Here is a 20,755-nt window from a genome sequence, read left to right on the forward strand (position 1 = left end):
CATACGAAAAAGCCCTGTTCCTCAAGATGAGGAGCAAGGCTTTTTGAATTTCAATTATTCTTCTGTTCCAAGAAAGTTTTTCGCAACAAGGGCTGCAAGAATACCACCAACGATTGGGGCAAGGATGAAAATCCATACTTGTTGAAGGGCTGCACCACCTACCAAGACAGCTGGTGCCAAGCTACGAGCTGGGTTTACTGAAAGGCCAGTGATGTTCAAGCCCACAAGGATCAAAGCTGTCAATGACAAACCAATCACCAAACCAGCGATTGCACCATTGCCTTTGCTTGCTGAAGTGACAGTCATGATAACTAGGACAAACAAGAAGGTTGCGATAACTTCAAACAAGAAACCACTAAAGACAGTGACACCGTTTGTCAAGGCATTTTCACCAAGACTAGCAGTTGACATGCCTGAGTTAGACAAGAGGAAGAATACCGCAGCTGACGCAAGGAAAGCTCCAACTACTTGTCCAAGGATGTAGTTTACAAGCTCTGAAGATGACAAACGTTTGTTTACAAACATAGCGATCGAAACTGCTGGATTCAAATGAGCACCTGAAACAGTTCCGATTGAGAAAGCTGCGACTACGATTGCCAAACCAAAGGCAAAAGCAATCCCAAGGTGCCCAAGACCTTCAACACCATTCCCAAAAACAACAGCTCCTGTTCCGATGAACACAAGCATAAATGTACCGATTAATTCAGCAATAAATTTTTTCATGATAAGTCTCCTTTTTTTAAACTATGTATTAGTCTATCAAAAGAAGGAAAGGGTTTCAAGAAAATTGATTGGAAAAATACATCAGGAGATAAAGTCAAGCTTTTAGGGAGGTTGTCAACATTAAAAAGCCATCCGTAGATGACTTCCTATTATTTTTTAGAGGGAGTTTTCCCTCCAGCAATTGCATAGAATCCTGTCGTATCAACTCAAAACAAGAAAGAGAGTAGGTAAGGCAATCAATAAAATAATTCCCAATAAGACTAGATTAATTTTGATAAAGAGTATTCTTTAGGGAACAATTGGATTTTTTCTTTTACAAGCCAACGATATGATAAAAATCAAATATCATCAATTATAGAAGCTGTTGTTCTCTTCTTAGTTTTATTATTTCCGATAATCTTGAAAGACCAATCAAAGATAAAATTCAATCTTTTAACAAACCATGATTCAATCCACTTACATAAAGCTTCTTTATATTCTTCTGGGAATTGAGTATAATTTACATCTCCCTTTTTTTCTAAGAATTTAATTAATTTCTTAGAGCACTCATCTCCTATTTCTATATCATCTATATCATTTATATTCAAACCAGAATCTTCAATAACCTTAAAATGTATACGATAGAACGCCCTATAATCTTCGTTGATAATAAAAGCTATTCTTTCTGAATTTTTTTTAAGTGGATTAATACCTAGCTTAAATACTCTAAAGAAAATACTTATAAACTCTCCTAAATCCTGTGAACTTTTATATAGTACTTTTACTCTTTTTATTAGCTCAACATATAAATTTAAATATGTTCGGTTTTGTTGGACTGTCAATAAAGTTGTAAGAAACGTTTTATTATATGAAATGTGGTTTCCATCTTCTATTGCCCATGAAGTTAAAAGTTTCTTTTGTGTTTGATCATCTAATTTACTCACTCCGACACCAGCAAAATACTCTTGAAACGACCTGTGAGAAAACTTATAAGAAATACCATCTTGTAAAATCATACAAACATTAGAAATAGAATCCCTAATGAAATCTGAATTTACAAATTTCACAGTATTTTTTTCTTTAAAAGAATCAAGATAAGAATTAAAACTGTCAGTATTAAAGGTTATCTGTCCTTTAAAAAATGTTTTCATTGCTAGATAAGATAAAGCTTCTTTAAATTGTTCAGGAGATAAATTAGAATTCAATTCTCTTTTATAACCAGATTTCGATGCATCATGTTTTTGATAGAGAGTATAGAATGCTAGGTTGTAAAAATCAGTTAGATTATTGGGAATAGATGCACCGTCTTCATATGTCATTAACATAATAGTTAACAACAGAGGGATTGAAGCAAAAGATTCATGGTTATCATATAATGTATCTTTTAATTCTTTTGCAAACTTATTTTTTAATTTTGATTCATACTCTAATTTTAAAATGAGAGAAACAGCCTGCTCTTTAGTCAGTAACTTAATCTCATATTCTAAAAAATTAGACCAACCTATAAAATCATCGGACGGGCGAGAGCTAAGAATATACCTATTTTTATTATATATATCTACAAATTCTTTTAAGGATTTGTCTAACACATTTCTATGAGTAGATATAATTTCATCAAGTCCATCAAATATTATAGTGTATACACCAGATTTTAGTGTTTCTTGAAAATGTTCTCTCTCTATATTCAAATGATGACATTTAATCTCTTCAAAAATAAATAATTCAAAATCAAAATCATCCAATGATTTCTCATTTATAGATTTTAATTCTATGAAAATTGGAATGCTACTTGCAGTGTCTATTTGGTTTATAAATATATGTTTCATGAGCATAGATTTACCTACACCGCCAGTTCCAGTAACAATTATTTTATTATTTTTCTGAAAAATCAAACTCGAATTTGTAGTGTCAACAACCTCTCCATTTCCAGATTCTAAAAACTGTGGTTCATAAAAATTATATAAAAATTTACCTTCATTTTTATATAATAATGTCTTTACAGTAGAATATTTTTCATATGAATATTCCAAGTAATCTTTGAAAACAACTCCTAATTCACTTTCGACTTTAAACTGTTTATCATTATAAAATTTTTTACTCCTCGCCCATAATTTGGGAAGCATTTTTACTAATGCATTTGTAATAGATTTTTCACTGGTAACTGGCATCATATTCTCCTATCATCTTCTGTAAATATTAAATAAACGATGACATATTGTATATTGGATTATCAAAAAGATCAACTTTATTATAGAGTATTTTTCTTATCCTCTTACTCTCCCAACTCAGCACTGTATGCGATAATCTGGTCAACTGTATCAGACAAGAACTGGATGGTATCACGGAGTGGTTTGTCCGTTGAGATATCGGCTCCGATAATCATGGCTGACTCAAGTGGTGTCTTACTGCCACCTGATTTGAGAAGATTGAGCCAATCTTCAGCTCCAGTTTCTGAATGTTTCAGATGAAGGTAACCCGCTGTCGAGATGACTAGTCCAGCTGAGTAGGTGTAGCTATACAAGCCCATGTAGTAGTGGGCCTGGCGCATCCAAGTCAAGGCTGCATCATCGTCAATTTCAATGGCATCTCCCCAGAAGTCCGTCAAAACTTCCTTCATAATGCTGTTGAGCTTGCTTGCCCCAAAGGTCTCCCCTTCTTCAATCAATGTATAAACCTTACGTTGGAAGGCTGCTTCCAAGAGGTGGGTAATAAAGTTATGGAAGTAGGTGTCTGTCAAACGGTGGGCAAGAGCAAAGCGTTTTTGACGAGGGTCGTCAGACTGATGTTCCAAATAATCACTTAAAAGCAATTCATTGAAGGTTGACGGCGCTTCGACGTAATAAGTAGACATATGAGCATTGAAGTAACTTTGGTGATTATCTGAAAAGATGAATTGACCAGAATGCCCGATCTCATGAATCAAAGTATAGACATCGCTCAAACGGCCTGTCCAACTCATAAGGACATAGGGGTGCACGCGATATGGATCCGCCGCATAACCACCAGAATCCTTGCCACTATTGGCAGCGAAGTCCACCCAACGTTCTTCTTGATAGCGAGCAACTTCCTGACAATATTCTTGTCCCAAAGGTTCTACTGACTTCATGACCAAATCATAGGCGTCGTCAATAGTCACTTCAGGATTAAGAGCGCTATCCAAGTCCAATTTCCAGTCAGCAAAAGTCATCTTTTCAAGACCATTAACCTTGGCAACATGCTTGAGGTATCTCTGAGCGACTGGCGCAAAGTCCTGCATAATGAGGTCAATCTGGCGGTCAAACATAGAACGGTCCACTTCTTGCTCAGCCAGAAGATAATCAAAGACTGAGTCGTAGCCCTTCATATCAGCCAAGAGTTTTTCCGACTTAACTTGAGCTAGATAGGCTGCTGCAGCTGTATTTTGGTGCTTACGGAGTCCTTCTGAGAAAGAACGAAAAGATTTCTCACGAACCTCAGCGTCCTCGTGGTTTTGGTAGAAATTCTCATAAGTCACAAAGCTGTTTTTGTAGGTCTTGCCATGGGCTTCAAAGTCAGCCATTTCAAAATCCCCAGCACGCATCTTGGTGTAAATATCCTGTGGACTGTAGAAAACTTCACCGAGATTGGTCAAGGCCTTCTCTACATCTGCCCCGAGATAGTGGGCTTTTTTGATTTTTGCCTGACGAATGGCAGCTATTAAATGTGGTAATTCACCCAAACGGTCCAAGACTTCCTCGTCCGCTGCCACCAAGGCATCGTCAAAGAAAGTCAAGGCTACACTGGCATCTGTTTCAAATTCCATCCCAGCTTGGGCAATATTTGCAAATTCTTCATTGCTATAGTCTGTCGTCTGAGGCATAAAAGCATAATTGCCGATATGGCTCATCTGGATATAGATTTGTTCCAATTCCGCAAAGGCCTTTTCAAAATCCTCAAAAGTGTCAAGATTGCCCTTATAGTCACGGCTAAATTGGTTGATGTCTTCGCGAGCTTTCTCGATTGCACGCAAGAAATCCTCACGGTCTTGGTATAGGGCTGTTAAATCCCAAAGTTCCTTCTCTGGAAATTCTGAACGGTGTTTTTGTTCCATTTTCTTCCTCTTATTTCTCTAATTCTAATAATACGCTGAGGGCTGATAAGGCGTAAAGTGGTGCTGTTTCTGCTCGCAAAATGCGAGGACCAAGTCCTGCCAAGACGGCTCCTTTAGTTTCAAAACTTTCGATTTCTGCTGGTGATAGACCGCCTTCTGGGCCAAAGATAAAGAGCAATTTGGCTCCTTTTTCAAGACCAGTGACTGCTTGCAGAAGCGCGGCGGCTTCTCCCTCTTTAGCCGACTCTTCATAAGCCACCACAATTGAGTCAAACTGGTCAAACTGAGCTAGAAAATCTGCTTTTTTCTCGAAAAGCTTAATACTTGGGAGCAGATTACGTTTGCTTTGCTCGGCTGCTCCAAGGGCAATTTTTTCTAGTTTTTCGGCTTTCTTGCCCAATTTCTTACCATCCCACTTGGCGACTGACCAGTCAGCAGGAAAGGCCCAGATCTGGCTGGCACCGAGTTCGGTTACTTTTTGAGTGATAAACTCCAGCTTGTCTCCCTTGGGAAATCCTGATGCGATGGTTACTTGAACGGGCAGTTCCACATTGTCAGCTAATTCTTCGACCAACTCAAACTGATGATTTTCCACATCTACCACGCGCGCCAAGCGCTTAATGCCATCATCAAAGACCAAGGTCACCTCATCATCTTCTTTCAAGCGCATAACCTGAAACATATGCTTGCTGGTTTCCTTGTCCTCAATGGTGACAGGAGAGATTGCACTGCCCTTGACAAAATACTGTTGCATGCTAGCCTCCAATCACACCAGAGATATCCTTGGTCTTCTTAAAGACACAGGCATTCCATTCCCCTTGAATCATATGGGTTTCAAGGAAGAAACCTGCCGACTCAGCTGACTCACGCACCATATCCCACTTGTCCTTGATAATGCCACTCATGATCAGGTAGCCTTCATCCTTGACCAAGCGATAAGCATCATCCGTCAGATGAATGAGAATATCCGCTAAGATATTAGCCACAATCACATCTGCCTCAATCTCCACACCCTTGAGCAAATCACCTGCCGCTACATGGATATTTTCCATGCCAGGGTTGAGCTCAATATTTTCCTGAGCCACACGAACTGCCACATCATCTAGGTCATAGGCGAAGATTTCCTTGGCACCAAGCAACGAGCTGGCAATGGAGAGGACACCTGAACCTGTCCCCACATCCAGCACCGTTTCGCCACCACGAAGAACCTGCTCCAAAGCAAAAAGGCTCATCTTGGTCGTCGGATGGGTTCCTGTCCCGAAGGCCATACCAGGATCCAGCTTGATAATCTTCTCTCCCGCAGTCGCCTCATAGTCTGTCCAAGACGGCACGATGGTCAAGTCATGAATGATACGAGCTGGCTCATAGTATTTCTTCCAGTTATCTGCCCAGTCCTCCTCAGCCAAGGCAGTCGTGCCAATCTTGACTTCTCCTAAGTCCATAAAATCCGTCAAGTCTGCCAGACGTGCCTGCAAGTCTGCCTCAACCGCTGTCACATCTACCGTTTCAGGATAGTAGGCTGTCACCACGATTTCTTCCTGCTGTTCGACTTCAGGGAAGATCTCACCAAAACGGTCGACATTCCCCACATAGTCCATACTGTCTTCGATCGCAACACCTTGCGCCCCCAGTTCAATCAAGAGATTAGAGACCAGCTCCTCCCCCTCACGCTTCACTGTAACTTTTAACTCTTGCCATGTTTCCATAATTAAGATACCAAGCCCGTAAAACACAAAGCCAAAATAGAAAATTCTCTGAAGACACTTGGGTCTAAGAGAAGTTTATCTTTTTGGCACACTGTTTAGGGCGGGTTCAGTTTAGAAATGTAACCGAACCATCCTTTCTATTCTCTATACATTTTTTCATGTAAACCATATCCATACCTTCTTTTTCAGGCTCGATATGGGTTTGACGGTAGCCATTTTTCTCATAAAAGGCGACCATCCCCGCATCCTGTAATACCGTACACAAATCCCACTGTTTAATCGTTGGAAATTCCTTTTCCAGCAATCTCAATCCCTCAGAACCATAACCTTTTCCTTGATGCTGAGGCAAAATCGCTGCCGTTCCCAACCAAGCCTCCGTCAACTCTTCATTGGTCTGAACTCGTAAAAATCCGATATTTTCGTCCTTTTCTTTCACAAAGTAGTAATAGCTATTGGGACGCTCAACCAATTTCCACTTGATTCGTTCACGGTCCTCCAGATAAGGATCATACTCATCTTGATATTTCTCATAGACAGCCTTAAAGCTAGCTCTTTGAATTGCAATTACGGTTTCTAAATCCTCTGCTCCTGCTCGGATAATCTGAATCATACTAATACCTCCAAATCCACTCTCTCAACTCGCTTCCTATGCTCTTCCACACGCTGTTTTACTGACCCTCAAATTCTTCAATCACATCCGTGTAGTGTTCTTTCATTGCGTTATGAATCTGCTGTTTAAAAATACCAAACATAAGATAATAAACAAATAGAACAATTCCTGCAAACAGTATCAAAAATAAAAAATATACTGGAAGGGGCAGTACGAGACCTCTACCACTCAGTAAGGGTATAGCAAGCATTAATACCCAAATAACAGCCATAGAAATCCCAGCTACTTTCGTACCACTTTCTCTCTGCTTCTTTAACTTTAAATATTCCAAATAGATGAATGTAGCTTCTTCTCTAGAGTATTGTCCAGCTTTTAGTTTGCGTTTAACTTCCTTATTTAGTGTCGTTGTTGCAACTGCAAAAATCATTTTACTTCCTCCAAATAATCTCTCACTCTGTCCTGCAACTGGGGGACAACCTTATCTGAGCTAAGAAACTCCTCAATACTCATCAGTCTATATCCTTGTCCCTCATCGCCAAAGACGATACTATCAAACTGTTCCTGCCTTAACTTACCAACTAGAAAGACAGATTCCTTCCCCTCAAAAAGCATACTTGGGTACACCTTACTCCAATGCAGACAATCTTTAGTCAGATGAATTCCCAGCTCTTCATAAGCTTCACGCGCCGCGCACTCAAAGGGACTTTCATCACCCTCTCGTCCGCCACCTGGCAATTCCCAGGTATTAGGGTATGGAATGTTTGATTTGTCATCACGTAAGATAGTCAGGAGCTTATCACCACAAAAGAGGGCAATTTTGCAACCAGTAAAATCAGAAATTTCTATTTCCATATCAGACTCCTAGTATCTCGGATAAGGATAAAACTCTCCTTCTTCTAAGCCAACTTTTCCTTCTTCAAAGACTTCTTGGTTCCATTCCATGACAAATTCTTCTGCTTCTGGATCTTCCAAAAAGTCCATGAGGGCATCCAGCCCAACCTCGGCAGTATCTTTAAGGAAAAGGGCAAAATAAGCTAAAAATTCACGAGAAAATCCTTTCTTCGGCAGATAAGGGATGACCGTTAAATAGTCTTCTTTATTGACTGTTGACTTGGTGGGATTGTAGAAAAGGACTGCCTCCTCAAAGAGGATATCGTCTGACGAAACTTCTCCGTCCTCATCCACCATCTCCACACCTGCAGCGTTTTGTGCTTCCAATAGAAAACTCACTTCTACCGCATGGTTGCGCTTATCCCAGCTAATCTCAAAGTCAAAGGGAAAGTTCTTGTCCAATTCTTCCTCTAAAACATCTAAAAATCCATATGTTGCCATTTTGTCCTCTTTCTATGTGACTCTTAAATCGCCCCGATTACTCGGAATTATGCTAAAATAGATACTACCATCTTACCACATATACATCAGAAAATCCATGTTAGAAAGGACTGCTATGCCAGACAATCTCGCGCTTCGCATGCGCCCAAAAACCATAGATCAGGTCATCGGTCAGGAGCATCTGGTCGGACCTGGAAAAATTATCCGTCGCATGGTGGAAGCCAATCGTCTGTCCTCCATGATTCTCTACGGACCTCCAGGAATCGGCAAGACCAGTATCGCTTCAGCCATCGCTGGAACGACCAAGTATGCCTTTCGGACCTTTAACGCGACAGTGGATAGTAAAAAGCGACTCCAAGAAATCGCAGAAGAAGCTAAATTTTCTGGAGGATTGGTCCTGTTACTGGACGAGATCCATCGTCTCGATAAGACCAAGCAAGACTTTCTTCTGCCACTCTTGGAAAGTGGTCTGGTTATCATGATTGGGGCGACGACTGAAAATCCTTTCTTTTCTGTCACTCCAGCCATTCGTAGCCGTGTTCAGATTTTTGAATTAGAACCCTTGTCCAATCAAGATGTTAAAGAAGCCATTCAAATCGCTATATCTGACACTAAACGTGGTTTTGATTTCCCAGTAGAACTAGATGAGGATGCCCTTGATTTCATCGCAACATCTACTAATGGTGATCTCCGTTCTGCCTTTAATTCACTAGATTTGGCTGTTCTCTCTACTCTCGAAAATGACAAGGGTATACGCCATATCACTCTGGATATCATGGAAAATAGCCTTCAGAGGAGTTACATTACCATGGACAAGGACGGGGATGGGCACTATGATGTCCTTTCTGCCCTGCAAAAATCCATCCGCGGCTCGGATGTGGATGCCAGTCTCCACTACGCAGCCCGCTTGATTGAAGCTGGGGATCTGCCTAGTCTCGCTCGTCGCTTGACTGTTATCGCTTATGAAGATATCGGCTTGGCCAATCCTGAATCGCAGATTCATACCGTAACTGCTCTAGAGGCTGCACAAAGGATTGGCTTCCCAGAAGCCCGCATTCTCATTGCTAATGTCGTGATTGATCTGGCTCTTTCACCCAAGTCCAACTCAGCCTATGTGGCTATGGACAAGGCTCTTGCTGATCTCAAAACATCAGGGCATTTACCCATTCCACGGCACCTGCGTGATGGTCACTACAGTGGCAGCAAGGAACTGGGCAATGCCCAAGATTATCTCTATCCACACAACTATCCTGGACACTGGGTCAAACAAGACTATTTGCCAGAAAAGATTCGCAATCATAGCTACTTCTCTCCAGAAGACACTGGCAAGTACGAACGGGCCTTAGCTCAACGCAAGGAAACCATTGATAAATTACGGGACTTGTGAAATCCTTTTCAAATAATTGCATTTCCCTCTTGATTTTTTTTTGAAAAAGTGGTATCATATAAACATAGAAACGCTGTGGTGTACGACTTCACACTTAAGTGTTGACCGACTATTTTTTGTATTATTAGGGAAACAAAAGTCTTCTAACAGCATGTAGGCCGTCTCACACGGAAACAGCTTCAGTTAGAGCGAGTTGCCCACCTGCTTAATTGCGCGGGTTCAATACAAACCGTGAAGTTTCGGCACCAATACAGCTTTTTCTTTGCCTCCTTAGCTCAGTTGGTAGAGCAGTAGACTCTTAATCTATGGGTCGCAGGTTCGAGCCCTGCAGGGGGCATCTAATACAACAGGAAAAGCCTTGAAATCAAGGCTTTTTTGTATCCTCCCTACTTTTATTCCATCAACGGATGCTCAAGATATATTTTATGTGTAAAAAAATTCTTTTGCCCCTCAGTGATACAATCATTTTACTCAATTACAAACAGATCAAAATCAAAAGACTTAGCTCTATTTCATACAGAACTAAGTCTTTTATTTAAACAATCTAATATTTCCTCTTCATCTCAATCAACTCCAGACATTTATCTAGATCTACATCTCGTTCAAAATGTGCAGGAGTCCAAGGGACTTCTATATCAGGAAGAACACCTTTGTCCGTCATCCCTTTGCCTTTATCTATAGCCAACCAGCGAGAAGTTGGGAACATCAAAAAGTAATCATCATAATCCACCTTGCAACAATTTGAGTAGTCTAAAATACCAAGCGTTGGACGGCCGATAACTGTTACTTTCTTAAAATTCTTCATCATCTTGACAAAATTATCTCCTGATGATGCACAATAAATATCTGACAAAACAAAAATCTGCTCTGGATAGTGACCACCCTTAACACCTGGGAAAAGTTCGTCTTGATCATCCTGATACCGAACATAGCCTTTCCCTCGATTTTGGAGTAAATTATTACGAAAATCTTCAATCAGTTTCACCGTATCAGGACTGATATTTTCTTGTTGCAGCCATGTTTCAAAGTCTTTTAAGCGTCGATCGACATTTCCTTCTGTATAGAGAATTTCCATTCCATCATCCTGTAAATCCAGAGTGTCATAGCCTTTCCCTTCCTCCAAGCCAAGATGTAAGAGCGGAAAATACAAAGAATCCGTGCCCCCATTGTTGTAACGGACATCTATAATAAGAGTTTCTGTCTCAGCAATCTTCTGCAAACACTCTTGGTATAAACGGTTAATCGCTTCTTCATCCATAAAATTATCTAAGCGTATATAGAGGATATCTGACTCCAACTCTTTCCAAAAGATCTGAGCTTTTTGAGCTTGCTGGCTAGCACGAACTGCAATAGACATCTCCTGCCCATCTCGCAAGACGGTCACTTGCTCTGCCATCAGTAGCAAATCTGCCCATTCTCGGTATCGTCTTTCTGGAGTCAGACTAATAAAGTAATTTGGGTGTTGCAAAGCTACTTGCTCCAAACTTATCCCGTCCAGACTGAGGATTCGATCCCCCACTTGGAGACCTGTATCTTGGTTTGCTTCCTCAACAAACATTTCCTGCTCACTTATCCTCAAAAGAAAACCTTTTGGACCTGATTTTTTATCATGGAAAGAAATATGCCCAATAATCCCAAAACTAGCAAGATAAGTCCTGACTTGATAAAGAAATTCTTGCTCAGTCATATCATCTGTAATCTTTTCTAGAAAAGGCTGAGGGTTGCACCCTTTGCGATCTTTTACTGTAGATGAATCATGTGTCATAATCCAAACAATGTCTTTAAAAATATCTGTTTTTTTCATACGAGCCATTCCTTCTACCTTTAAAATAGTATTGCCTTCTTCACAACGAAAAAGGAGTTTTTACTACAAAGTCAATCTGCTATCTCCCCTTCTTCATAATGTATTTCCGTATAGGTGTTTCAACCATTTGAACGATTTCGAATCCTTCTTTTTGGTAAAGATTGTAAGCTGTTTGATTTGCCTCGTAGACATTTAGAGAAACACTATCTATATCTCCATTTTCAAAGGCCAAACTAACAAATTTCCTTAAAGTCTGGCTACCTAAGCCCTGCCCCTGTTTCTGGGGATTGATAAAAAATCTCCCGATATGAAGATTCCTGTCTTCTAGCCTGATTTTCTGGATAAGCCCCACAAACTCTTGTCCATCAAAGATTGAAAAGATTCCTTCCAAATCTTGCAAGACTTGAATGGTCAAGGGAAAAGGAATCATTGGTCCCATCCATTGTTCTTGAAAGGATTTGCCAAGGGAGTTAGACCATTGGCATACGAGTTGAGCACTTTCTGGGCTCACATTTTCTTCAAAACGAATTGTCATCTTGACCTCACCATCTTATCTATGTTTCTTTATTATACTACTTCTCCTATTTTTTACGAATAGATAAGTATGATTGATCTTTATTTTTTTCTTGTCGGGAGCATTCTCGCTTCTTTCTTGGGTTTGGTCATTGACCGTTTTCCAGAGCAGTCTATTATCTTTCCTTCTAGTCACTGCGATTCCTGTCAGACTCGCTTGCGTTCGCTAGATTTGATTCCTATCCTTTCGCAGGTAGTTAATTGTTTTCGCTGTCGCTACTGCAAGGCTCGCTATCCATTCTGGTATGCCCTCTTTGAATTGGGCTTGGGATGCCTCTTTCTGTCTTGGTCTTGGAGCTTTCTTTCCTTGGGTCAAGTCATCCTAATCACTGCTGGTTTGACCTTGGGCATCTACGACTTTCGCCATCAGGAATATCCTTTACTAGTCTGGATGACTTTTCATATAATCCTCATAGCTTTCTGTGGTTGGAGTCTGGTTATGGTCTTCTTCCTTGTTCTCGGAATTATGGCCCATTTTATCGACATTCGTATAGGAGCAGGTGATTTTCTCTTTCTATCATCTTGTGCGCTCGTCTTTAGTGTAACAGAGTTACTGATCTTGATTCAGTTTGCTTCGGCGACGGGGATTCTGGCCTTTCTCCTACAAAGGAAAAAGGAAAGACTGCCCTTTGTGCCTTTCCTCTTACTAGCTGCTTGTTTGATTATTTTTGGTAAGCTACTGCTTGTTTGATAAAGTCCTGAATCGGCTCTCCTTGGTGGAGAGCTTTTACAATTTTCGAACCGACGATAACGCCATCGGACACCGCATTGAAGCGTTCCACATCATCCTGACTAGATACGCCAAAACCTGTCAAGACTGGGATGTCTGCTACTTGATGCAATTGTGCCAAGTGCTTGTCCAAGTCTGCGCGGTAATTTCCTGATTTCCCTGTCACCCCATTGATAGCAACGGCATAGACGAATCCCTCTGCCCCTTCAATCAACTCTTTCTGACGCTCAATCCCTGTCGTCAAACTAACTAGGGGAATCAAGGCGATGTCTGTATCTGCCAAAAATGGCTCTACAAAATTAGCATGCTCATGAGGCAGGTCTGGGATAATCAAGCCCTTAACAGCTGTATCTGACAAATCTTTGACAAAGTTCTCCACACCGTACTGAAAGAGGGGGTTGAAGTAGGTCATGATGACCAGGGGAACCTCTGTTTGAATGGTTTTCAAGGTTTCAACTAGAGCCTGGGTAGAAGTCCCGTGGACCAGACTGCGCAGACCTGCTTCCTCGATCACAGGTCCATCTGCAACTGGGTCTGAAAAGGGAATGCCCACTTCAATAGCAGAGACACCCAAATCTTCTAGAAAGTGGATTGTTTCTCCTAGTCCATCCAAACCTTTCTCGTGGTCTCCAGCCATGATATAGGGAACGAAAATTCCCTTTCCAGCTGCTTTTATTGCCTTTAATTTTTCTGTTAGTGTCTTAGACATGTGCTTCTCCCTTCTTTGCTGCATCTGCTTCCAAGCGATCCTTGACTTGAACCACATCCTTGTCCCCACGACCAGATAGACAAACAATCATGGATTTGTCTGGGCCAAGCTCTTTGGCCAATTTCACCGCAAAGGCGATAGCATGGCTAGATTCCAAGGCTGGGATAATCCCTTCCACACGAGACAAGAGTTGGAAACCTTCCAAGGCTTCCTCGTCTGTCACAGGGACATAGCTGGCACGTTTGATATCGTGGTAGTGAGAATGCTCTGGACCGATACCAGGATAATCCAATCCTGCTGAGATAGAGAAGGCTTCAAGAATTTGACCATGAGCATCTTGGAGTACATCCATGAGGGAACCGTGAAGGACCCCTGGACGACCCTTGGTCAGGGTAGCTGCATGGTGCTCTGTATCCACACCAAGTCCTGCCGCTTCAGCTCCATACATGGCTACAGACTCATCTTCTACAAATGGATGGAAGAGCCCGATGGCATTAGAACCACCACCAACACAGGCTACTAGGGCATCTGGAAGGTCTTGACCTGTCAAATCACGGTACTGTTGCTTAGCTTCTCGACCGATGACACTTTGGAAGTCTCGAACGATTTCTGGGAAAGGATGAGGCCCCAAGGCAGAACCAAGTATATAGTGGGTATCATCGATATTAGCCACCCATGAACGAAGGGCTGCATTGACCGCATCCTTGAGCACGCGCGAACCATCTGTCACAGCCTCGACCTTGGCTCCCAAAAGTTCCATACGGAAAACATTGAGGGCTTGGCGTTTAACATCTTCCTCACCCATGTAGATGGTACATTCCATGTTAAAGAGGGCTGCAGCTGTTGCAGTTGCCACACCATGCTGACCAGCACCTGTTTCTGCAATAATTTTCTTTTTGCCCATGCGTTTGGCAAGTAAAACTTGTCCCAAGGCATTGTTAATCTTGTGGGCCCCTGTATGGTTGAGGTCTTCACGCTTGAGATAAATCTTGGCTCCGCCGATATGCTGGGTCAAGTTTTTTGCATAGTAAAGGGGAGTTTCACGTCCTACATACTGGCGCAAGAGTTGGTTTAATTCTTCTTGGAAACTTGGGTCTGCCTGACTTTCACGGTAGGCTTTTTCCAACTCCAAAACTGCTGTCATCAATGTTTCTGGGACGAAACGTCCGCCGAATTTTCCGTAAAATCCATCTTTATTTGGTTCTTGATATGCCATGCTTTACCCTCTCTATAAATCTTCTAATCTTTTCATGATCTTTTTGTCCATCTGTCTCCACTCCGCTTGATACATCTACTGCATAGGGAGTAAAGTGTTGAATTGCTTTTACTACATTATCTTCATTAAGGCCACCTGCGATAAAGAAGGGCTGATCCAGTATTGTCGTATCTAGTTGGCCCCAGTCAAAGGTCTGGCCACTCCCAGCAACAGGGGCATCAAAGAGTAAATAATCTGCCCGAGAATGAAGGACATGACCATTTCCGTCAACCTGCACCGCCTGAATGCTGGCACAAGGTAAATCCTCAAATAAATCATCCCCTACCTGACCATGAACTTGTACCAAGTCCAAGCCAACTTTGTCAATCGCTTTTAGCAGTTCTGCTCGACTTGGTGAAACAAATACACCAACCTTTTTAACGTTGACAGGAATGAGCTTTGCCAACTCAGCAGCCTGTTCCAAGGTCACCTGCCTTTTACTAGGTGCGAAGACAAAACCGATGTAATCCGCCCCTGCTGATACGGCTGTCTCTACCGCTTCTTTGGTCGATAGTCCACAAATCTTAACCTTTGTCAATCTGCAACTCCTTGATTCTTTGAGCCACATCCTCTGCCTGCATAAGAGCTGTCCCTACCAAAATTCCGTTAAAGTATGGTGCTACTCGTTTCGCATCCTGCCCTGTAAAAATAGCCGATTCAGAAATGTAATAGCGACCTTCCTCAAAGTGCTGGGCCAAGTCTACACTGGTTTGCAAATCGACTTCAAAGGTGGTCAAGTTACGGTTATTAATCCCAATAATCTCCGCTCCAAGTCTGTGGGCTACTTCTAGTTCAGCTAGATTGTGGGTTTCCACCAAGACTTCCAGACCAAGCTCTGTCGCGTAGTCGTACAGTGCCTTGAGACGTTCTTCTGACAAGGCAGCCACGATGAGCAAGATGACTGTCGCACCTGCATTACGAGCTCGAATGATTTGCTTTTCATCGATGATAAAGTCCTTGTTGAGCGTCGGAATCTCTACCTGACTGGAAATTTCCCGTAGATAATCCAAATGCCCTTTAAAGAAAATCTCATCTGTCAAAACCGAAATCATCACTGCACCGTTCGCTTCATAAGTCTGGGCCTGTTGCGCAATATCCACATCGAGATTGATATCTCCCAGACTAGGGCTAGCTTTCTTGACTTCAGCGATTACCTGCAAACGGTCTTGATGATGCTTCAAAAATTCACCCAAGCAATAGGTTTGGCGTAAGGGCTGGATTTCCTCCAGCTCCATCTGCTCGACCTCACGCGCCTTCTGCTCCAAGATTCGTGCTAAAAATTCCTGACTCATTTTTGGTACTCCTGTAACAGTCTGAGTTTTTCAAGGGCCTTGCCACTAGCAATCACTTGACAGGCCAAGGCAACTCCTTTCTTGATGCTAGCTACCTTACCATTAGCATAGAAACCAAGACCAGCATTTAAGACTGTAGTTTCCAAGAATGGACTTGGTTCGTTCTTGAGAACACTGAGCAAAATTTCTGCATTTTCCTGAGCATTTCCTCCACGAATATCTTCGATAGCGTAGCGTTCCATACCCAAATCCTCTGGAGTAAAGCTTGATAAGGTGATTTCGCCATTTTCAAGAAGAGCAATCTTGGTTGTTCCGTTCAAACCAGCTTCATCCAATCCTTCTGGCCCAGCAACCACGATAGCACGTTTGCGACCCATATTTTTCAATACCTGAGCTGTACTTTCTAGCAGCTCTGGACGACTAATGCCAAGCAACTGTGTTTCCAAGGCCATTGGGTGAATCAGTGGACCAGTCAAGTTCATAATCGTTGGAATTCCCAACTCCAAACGAGCTGGCATGATGTATTTCATAGCTGGGTGCATATTTTTAGCAAAGAGAAAAACGATTCCAGTTTTATCGAAAATCTTACCTAGTTCAGCTGGTTTGAGGTCTAGATTGATACCCAAGGCTTGAAGGACATCTGCCGAACCCGATTTAGAAGAAATCGAGCGGTTACCATGTTTGGCCATATGAATGCCGCCACCAGCCAAGACAAAGGCCGCAGTTGTCGAAATGTTAAAGCTGAAGGACTTGTCTCCACCAGTACCGCAGTTGTCCATAGCATCATGTATCTCAGTTGGAATGTGTTGAGCATGTCCTCGCATGACTTGGGCAAGAGCTGTGCGCTCTTCCGGTGTTTCCCCCTTCATCTTAAGGGCCAAGAGGAGAGAAGCAATCTGCGCTTCGGTTACACGTCCAGTAACGATACGCTCAATGACATCCGTCATTTCCACACCTGATAAATTTTCAAATTTTGCTAGTTTTTCAATAATCTCTTTCATCCTAGTTTCCTTACTTTACAACCTTCTCGATAAAATTCCGTATAGAAGACAAGCCATCTGGCGTTCCGATACTCTCTGGATGGTACTGGAAGCCATAAATTGGTAGATTCTTGTGCTGAATTCCCATAATGGCTTGGTCATCAGTCGAACGGGCTGTCACTTCAAAGTCTTCAGGCATTTCTTCAATCAAAATACTGTGATAACGCATGACTGGACGACCATCCTCAATACCTTGATAGAGAACAGATGGCTCTTCAAAGCTGATATGGCTCTGTTTCCCATGCATGACTTTGGGAGCCAAACCTAGATTCCCACCAAAGACTTCTGCGATAGCTTGGTGACCCAAACAAATACCTAGAATCGGCTTCTTCCCAGCAAAATCACGAATCATGTCTTCCATCTTTCCAGCATCAACCGGCCAACCAGGACCGGGAGAAAAGACCAGACCATCTGCTTTTTCAGCTTCTTCATACAGCTTGGGATCATCATTTCTCAAGACCAGCACTTCTGCAAAATTCCCAATGTACTGCGCCAAGTTATAGGTAAAAGAATCATAGTTATCAATCAATAAAATCATGGTCTTAGTTCTCCAATTCTAGTCATAGATTTAGCCTTGTTAATGGTTTCTTGGTATTCGTTTTGGGCAATAGAGTCATAGACAATCCCTGCCCCAGCCTGCACATAGGCTGTTTGATTTTTGAGAATCATAGTTCGGATGGCGATAGCGAAATCCATATCACCCGTCGCAGACAAGTAGCCGATTGCTCCTGCGTATACGCCTCGTTTTTCCGTCTCCAGTTCATAGATGCGTCTCATGGCCCGAATCTTTGGTGCTCCTGACACTGTTCCAGCTGGAAGTGTAGCTTTCAAGGCATCCATGGCAGTGAGTTCTGGAAGCAAACGACCCTTGACCACACTGGTCAAATGCATGACGTAGCGGAAGAGCTCCACTTCCATATACTTGGTAACTTGGACACTTGCCGTTTCAGAGATGCGACCAATATCATTACGTCCCAAGTCTACCAACATCTGATGTTCTGCTGTTTCCTTCTCATCAGAAAGCAGGTCTGTCGCTAAGGCCTTGTCCTCTTCATCTGTAGCTCCTCTTGGTCGTGTACCCGCAATCGGATTGGTTGTCACGATGCCGTTTTTGACAGAAACCAAACTTTCTGGACTAGCACCAATGATTTGATAATCTCCAAAGTCATAGAAATAAAGGTAATTAGAAGGATTGGTCACGCGGAGATTTCTGTAGAAGTCAAATGGATTTCCAGTAACTTCTGCTGAGAAACGTTGACTGAGCACGCATTGGAACATATCGCCATTACGAATCAAGTCACGAGCTGTTTCGACCATTTGCTCAAACTTCTGAGGAGCGATATGGGATTTGAAGTCCAGCGGAGATAAATCCAAATCTTCAAATTCATTTGAAGCAGGAATGCGTAATTCCTCCAGCACTTGCTTCAAGGCTTCTTCCAAATCTTCTTGACTGCGATCACTATAGAGAGCATCCTCGATGACATGGATTTTTTCCTTCTTGTGGTCAAAGACCATGTAGCTCTCATAGACAAAGAAATGCATGTCTGGCGTCCCAATCGTATCTTGAGGGATTTGTCCAATTTCTTCATATAGAGAAATCATATCGTAACCCACAAAGCCAATGGCTCCCCCACCAAAAGGGAGGTCTGAATGGTGCTGGCTCTTATGAGTCACTTCATAAAGAAAATCCAAGGGATCACGATCAATCACTTGTCCATTTTGATAAAGGACTCCATTTTCAAACTGAATCTCAAAAACTGGATTATAGGCTAGGATAGAAAAACGAGCGGTTTCCTTGTCTCTCGGAATACTTTCTAGAATCACCTTGTGTTGCCCCTTTAAGCGCATATAAGCCAATATTGGTGATAAGACATCTCCATGAATGATTCGTTCCATTGTAATTTTCCTTTCAGTTCTATTTCTAGTCCGTGGCGACTGTATGAAAAATCCCCACGCAAAATAACTTGCGTGAGGACGAAATTCGCGGTGCCACCTCAATTATAGGATTTCTCCTATCTCTCATTCCTGTCTCAGAACCTTCCTGTAACAGGCTGTGCGATAAAGGGCACTCCCTTGAGAATTATGTTTTCTTCTCTCGTTTCAGATGGACCCAACCTTACAGCTTTCTCTGCTTGTTTCCAGCAACCACAAGCTCTCTGGGAAAGAAAAGACTGTAATTTTTCCATCTCTTATTTTTTAGCTTCTAGGTAGTCTGCAATAGCAGCTACGTCCTTGTCTCCACGACCAGAGACATTGATGATGATAATCTCATCTTTACTTAGTTTCGGTGCACGTTTAACTGCTTCTGCAATGGCATGCGAACTCTCAATCGCTGGGATAATCCCTTCTGTCTTACTAAGAAGGAGCAAGGCTTGAACCGCTTCTTCATCCGTCGCAGCCACATATTCCACACGACCTGAATCTTTAAAGTAGGCGTGTTCTGGGCCAACCCCTGGATAGTCCAAACCAGCTGAGATAGAGTAAACTGGCGCCAGCTCTCCATCTTCCTTAAAGACTGCATAAGTCTTCATGCCATCGACAATTCCGATACTACCTTTTGTCATAGTAGCTGCGTGCTTGTCTGTATCAAGTCCATGCCCAGCAGCTTCGACCCCAACCAATTTGACTTCTTCATCGGCCACATACTGTGAAAAAGCACCGATGGCATTAGAACCACCACCTACACAGGCAATAACGTAGTCTGGTAAACGACCTTCTTTTTCCAAGATTTGACGGCGAGATTCTTCACTGATGACCTTTTGGAATTCATGAACAATGGTAGGATATGGGTGAGGTCCCACAGCAGATCCCAAAACATAAAAGGCTTCGAGGTCATTCATCCATGCTTCAAAGGCTGCATCGACCGCATCCTTGAGAGTTCGTGTCCCCGTTTCAACTGCGTGAACGGTCGCTCCCATCATCTCCATACGGAAAACATTGAGACGTTGACGTTCCACATCTTCTGCCCCCATATAAACATCACAGGCCATACCAAACTTGGCTGCAGCCGCTGCTGTCGCAACACCGTGCTGACCAGCTCCTGTTTCTGCAATCACTCGTTTTTTGCCCATACGTTTGGCAAGAAGAATTTGTCCTAAAACGTTGTTGAGCTTGTGAGAACCAAGGTGGTTCAGGTCTTCGCGCTTGAGATAAATCTTAGCTCCACCTAGGTGATCTGTCAAACTTTCCGCAAAATAAAGCGGTGTTTCGCGACCTGAATAGTCTTTTAAGTAATGGCGAAATTCTGCCAAAAATTCTGGATCATCCTTGTACTTGTTAAATGTTACTTCCAACTCATCCAACAAAGCCTGAATCGGCTCCGGTACAAAACTACCACCAAATTGTCCAAAATAACCTTTAGTTGTCATAAATTTTTCCTCTTTCAGTATTGATTTAAAGATATGAAAAAAGCCCACACACAGAAAACAATCTGTGTGAGGGCGTTGGTAACGCGGTGCCACCTCAATTGTAAAGGGACTATCCCCCTTTACATCTCTGCCTTGTCTAACAACAAGTTGCACTATAAGGTGTGCGCACCGAATTTTC

General features: G+C 42.3%; 21 protein-coding genes, 1 tRNA gene and 1 other annotated feature (1 of these 23 only partly in view). Of the genes, 3 read left to right on the forward strand and 19 right to left on the reverse strand.

Annotated features, from left to right (window positions below; genetic code table 11):
* Positions 1-54: 54 nt before the first annotated feature.
* The 9 genes from HMPREF1125_RS02940 to HMPREF1125_RS02980 form a co-directional block, all read right to left on the reverse strand.
* Positions 55-723 (reverse strand): MIP/aquaporin family protein, encoded by a 669-nt coding sequence (locus HMPREF1125_RS02940; RefSeq protein WP_000713413.1) that lies wholly within the window; start codon positions 721-723, stop codon positions 55-57.
* Between the two features lie 338 nt (positions 724-1,061).
* On the reverse strand, positions 1,062-2,870 hold the full coding sequence (locus HMPREF1125_RS02945) for an NACHT domain-containing protein (RefSeq protein ID WP_001145601.1): 1,809 nt from the start codon (positions 2,868-2,870) through the stop codon (positions 1,062-1,064).
* A gap of 104 nt (positions 2,871-2,974) precedes the next feature.
* Positions 2,975-4,771, reverse strand: a complete 1,797-nt coding sequence (gene pepF, locus HMPREF1125_RS02950) for an oligoendopeptidase F (RefSeq protein WP_000435533.1) — start codon at positions 4,769-4,771, stop codon at positions 2,975-2,977.
* 10 nt (positions 4,772-4,781) lie between these two features.
* On the reverse strand, positions 4,782-5,525 hold the full coding sequence (locus tag HMPREF1125_RS02955; RefSeq protein ID WP_001188189.1) for a 16S rRNA (uracil(1498)-N(3))-methyltransferase: 744 nt from the start codon (positions 5,523-5,525) through the stop codon (positions 4,782-4,784).
* 1 nt (position 5,526) lies between these two features.
* Positions 5,527-6,477 carry a 50S ribosomal protein L11 methyltransferase gene (gene prmA / locus HMPREF1125_RS02960; RefSeq protein WP_000451172.1) on the reverse strand — a complete coding sequence of 317 codons (951 nt, stop codon included), beginning with the start codon at positions 6,475-6,477 and terminating at the stop codon, positions 5,527-5,529.
* 106 nt (positions 6,478-6,583) lie between these two features.
* Positions 6,584-7,087 (reverse strand): GNAT family N-acetyltransferase, encoded by a 504-nt coding sequence (locus tag HMPREF1125_RS02965; RefSeq protein ID WP_000614681.1) that lies wholly within the window; start codon positions 7,085-7,087, stop codon positions 6,584-6,586.
* A gap of 58 nt (positions 7,088-7,145) precedes the next feature.
* Complete coding sequence (locus HMPREF1125_RS02970) at positions 7,146-7,514, reverse strand: hypothetical protein (protein WP_000575391.1); 369 nt, start codon at positions 7,512-7,514, stop codon at positions 7,146-7,148.
* Positions 7,511-7,939 carry an NUDIX hydrolase gene (locus tag HMPREF1125_RS02975; protein WP_000401997.1) on the reverse strand — a complete coding sequence of 143 codons (429 nt, stop codon included), beginning with the start codon at positions 7,937-7,939 and terminating at the stop codon, positions 7,511-7,513. Before HMPREF1125_RS02975 ends, HMPREF1125_RS02970 begins: the two co-directional genes overlap by 4 nt.
* A 9-nt stretch (positions 7,940-7,948) precedes the next feature.
* Positions 7,949-8,419 (reverse strand): DUF3013 family protein, encoded by a 471-nt coding sequence (locus HMPREF1125_RS02980; RefSeq protein WP_000257110.1) that lies wholly within the window; start codon positions 8,417-8,419, stop codon positions 7,949-7,951.
* A gap of 115 nt (positions 8,420-8,534) precedes the next feature.
* Here HMPREF1125_RS02980 and HMPREF1125_RS02985 point away from each other — a divergent pair, with 115 nt between their 5' ends.
* Complete coding sequence (locus tag HMPREF1125_RS02985; protein WP_001113189.1) at positions 8,535-9,806, forward strand: replication-associated recombination protein A; 1,272 nt, start codon at positions 8,535-8,537, stop codon at positions 9,804-9,806.
* A gap of 264 nt (positions 9,807-10,070) precedes the next feature.
* A tRNA-Lys gene (locus HMPREF1125_RS02990) sits at positions 10,071-10,143 on the forward strand.
* Between the two features lie 207 nt (positions 10,144-10,350).
* On the opposite strand, the gene HMPREF1125_RS02995 is transcribed toward HMPREF1125_RS02990, so the two are convergent.
* Together HMPREF1125_RS02995 and HMPREF1125_RS03000 are read right to left on the reverse strand one after the other, a co-directional pair.
* Positions 10,351-11,610, reverse strand: coding sequence for a S41 family peptidase (locus HMPREF1125_RS02995; protein WP_002882836.1), 1,260 nt, complete (start codon positions 11,608-11,610; stop codon positions 10,351-10,353).
* A gap of 79 nt (positions 11,611-11,689) precedes the next feature.
* Entirely contained in the window at positions 11,690-12,145 is a 456-nt protein-coding gene (locus tag HMPREF1125_RS03000) for a GNAT family N-acetyltransferase (protein ID WP_000155444.1), read from the reverse strand.
* Between the two features lie 69 nt (positions 12,146-12,214).
* Here HMPREF1125_RS03000 and HMPREF1125_RS03005 point away from each other — a divergent pair, with 69 nt between their 5' ends.
* Complete coding sequence (locus HMPREF1125_RS03005; RefSeq protein ID WP_000566513.1) at positions 12,215-12,874, forward strand: prepilin peptidase; 660 nt, start codon at positions 12,215-12,217, stop codon at positions 12,872-12,874.
* Here the strand turns inward: HMPREF1125_RS03005 and trpA are convergent.
* The 8 genes from trpA to trpB (HMPREF1125_RS0102080) all read right to left on the reverse strand — a co-directional run bounded on the left by trpA (position 12,846) and on the right by trpB (HMPREF1125_RS0102080) (position 20,577).
* On the reverse strand, positions 12,846-13,622 hold the full coding sequence (gene trpA, locus HMPREF1125_RS03010; RefSeq protein WP_000047737.1) for a tryptophan synthase subunit alpha: 777 nt from the start codon (positions 13,620-13,622) through the stop codon (positions 12,846-12,848). The genes HMPREF1125_RS03005 and trpA overlap by 29 nt on opposite strands.
* Positions 13,615-14,838, reverse strand: a complete 1,224-nt coding sequence (gene trpB / locus HMPREF1125_RS03015; RefSeq protein WP_000331266.1) for a tryptophan synthase subunit beta — start codon at positions 14,836-14,838, stop codon at positions 13,615-13,617. Before trpB (HMPREF1125_RS03015) ends, trpA begins: the two co-directional genes overlap by 8 nt.
* The gene (locus HMPREF1125_RS03020; protein WP_000169917.1) at positions 14,816-15,415 is read right to left on the reverse strand and encodes a phosphoribosylanthranilate isomerase; all 600 of its coding nucleotides are present in this window, start codon (positions 15,413-15,415) and stop codon (positions 14,816-14,818) included. The genes trpB (HMPREF1125_RS03015) and HMPREF1125_RS03020 overlap by 23 nt, the downstream gene beginning before the upstream one ends.
* Positions 15,402-16,169 carry an indole-3-glycerol phosphate synthase TrpC gene (trpC, locus tag HMPREF1125_RS03025; RefSeq protein ID WP_000076516.1) on the reverse strand — a complete coding sequence of 256 codons (768 nt, stop codon included), beginning with the start codon at positions 16,167-16,169 and terminating at the stop codon, positions 15,402-15,404. The genes HMPREF1125_RS03020 and trpC overlap by 14 nt, the downstream gene beginning before the upstream one ends.
* Complete coding sequence (trpD, locus tag HMPREF1125_RS03030; protein ID WP_000658717.1) at positions 16,166-17,170, reverse strand: anthranilate phosphoribosyltransferase; 1,005 nt, start codon at positions 17,168-17,170, stop codon at positions 16,166-16,168. Before trpD ends, trpC begins: the two co-directional genes overlap by 4 nt.
* A gap of 10 nt (positions 17,171-17,180) precedes the next feature.
* Complete coding sequence (locus HMPREF1125_RS03035) at positions 17,181-17,747, reverse strand: aminodeoxychorismate/anthranilate synthase component II (RefSeq protein ID WP_000601891.1); 567 nt, start codon at positions 17,745-17,747, stop codon at positions 17,181-17,183.
* Entirely contained in the window at positions 17,744-19,105 is a 1,362-nt protein-coding gene (gene trpE, locus HMPREF1125_RS03040) for an anthranilate synthase component I (protein WP_000439666.1), read from the reverse strand. Before trpE ends, HMPREF1125_RS03035 begins: the two co-directional genes overlap by 4 nt.
* A 293-nt stretch (positions 19,106-19,398) precedes the next feature.
* Complete coding sequence (gene trpB / locus HMPREF1125_RS0102080; RefSeq protein ID WP_000208456.1) at positions 19,399-20,577, reverse strand: tryptophan synthase subunit beta; 1,179 nt, start codon at positions 20,575-20,577, stop codon at positions 19,399-19,401.
* 65 nt (positions 20,578-20,642) lie between these two features.
* Positions 20,643-20,755, reverse strand: a binding site (T-box leader); it runs 119 nt beyond the window's last position.

The organism is Streptococcus oralis SK304 (genome assembly GCF_000287715.1).
Taxonomy (GTDB): Bacteria; Bacillota; Bacilli; order Lactobacillales; family Streptococcaceae; genus Streptococcus; species Streptococcus oralis_Y.

Bases quoted from the DNA above. Each gene is read 5' to 3' on its own strand.
- HMPREF1125_RS02980 (WP_000257110.1), bottom strand. From the start codon at position 8,419: ATGGCAACATATGGATTTTTAGATGTTTTAGAGGAAGAATTGGACAAG.
- pepF (WP_000435533.1), bottom strand. From the start codon at position 4,771: ATGGAACAAAAACACCGTTCAGAATTTCCAGAGAAGGAACTTTGGGAT.
- HMPREF1125_RS03000 (WP_000155444.1), bottom strand. From the start codon at position 12,145: ATGACAATTCGTTTTGAAGAAAATGTGAGCCCAGAAAGTGCTCAACTC.
- trpA (WP_000047737.1), bottom strand. From the start codon at position 13,622: ATGTCTAAGACACTAACAGAAAAATTAAAGGCAATAAAAGCAGCTGGA.
- prmA (WP_000451172.1), bottom strand. From the start codon at position 6,477: ATGGAAACATGGCAAGAGTTAAAAGTTACAGTGAAGCGTGAGGGGGAG.
- HMPREF1125_RS02945 (WP_001145601.1), bottom strand. From the start codon at position 2,870: ATGCCAGTTACCAGTGAAAAATCTATTACAAATGCATTAGTAAAAATG.
- HMPREF1125_RS02985 (WP_001113189.1), top strand. From the start codon at position 8,535: ATGCCAGACAATCTCGCGCTTCGCATGCGCCCAAAAACCATAGATCAG.
- HMPREF1125_RS02965 (WP_000614681.1), bottom strand. From the start codon at position 7,087: ATGATTCAGATTATCCGAGCAGGAGCAGAGGATTTAGAAACCGTAATT.
- trpD (WP_000658717.1), bottom strand. From the start codon at position 17,170: ATGAAAGAGATTATTGAAAAACTAGCAAAATTTGAAAATTTATCAGGT.
- trpB (WP_000208456.1), bottom strand. From the start codon at position 20,577: ATGACAACTAAAGGTTATTTTGGACAATTTGGTGGTAGTTTTGTACCG.
- HMPREF1125_RS02975 (WP_000401997.1), bottom strand. From the start codon at position 7,939: ATGGAAATAGAAATTTCTGATTTTACTGGTTGCAAAATTGCCCTCTTT.
- trpB (WP_000331266.1), bottom strand. From the start codon at position 14,838: ATGGCATATCAAGAACCAAATAAAGATGGATTTTACGGAAAATTCGGC.
- HMPREF1125_RS03035 (WP_000601891.1), bottom strand. From the start codon at position 17,747: ATGATTTTATTGATTGATAACTATGATTCTTTTACCTATAACTTGGCG.
- trpC (WP_000076516.1), bottom strand. From the start codon at position 16,169: ATGAGTCAGGAATTTTTAGCACGAATCTTGGAGCAGAAGGCGCGTGAG.
- HMPREF1125_RS03005 (WP_000566513.1), top strand. From the start codon at position 12,215: ATGATTGATCTTTATTTTTTTCTTGTCGGGAGCATTCTCGCTTCTTTC.
- HMPREF1125_RS02995 (WP_002882836.1), bottom strand. From the start codon at position 11,610: ATGAAAAAAACAGATATTTTTAAAGACATTGTTTGGATTATGACACAT.
- HMPREF1125_RS02940 (WP_000713413.1), bottom strand. From the start codon at position 723: ATGAAAAAATTTATTGCTGAATTAATCGGTACATTTATGCTTGTGTTC.
- HMPREF1125_RS02955 (WP_001188189.1), bottom strand. From the start codon at position 5,525: ATGCAACAGTATTTTGTCAAGGGCAGTGCAATCTCTCCTGTCACCATT.
- trpE (WP_000439666.1), bottom strand. From the start codon at position 19,105: ATGGAACGAATCATTCATGGAGATGTCTTATCACCAATATTGGCTTAT.
- HMPREF1125_RS02970 (WP_000575391.1), bottom strand. From the start codon at position 7,514: ATGATTTTTGCAGTTGCAACAACGACACTAAATAAGGAAGTTAAACGC.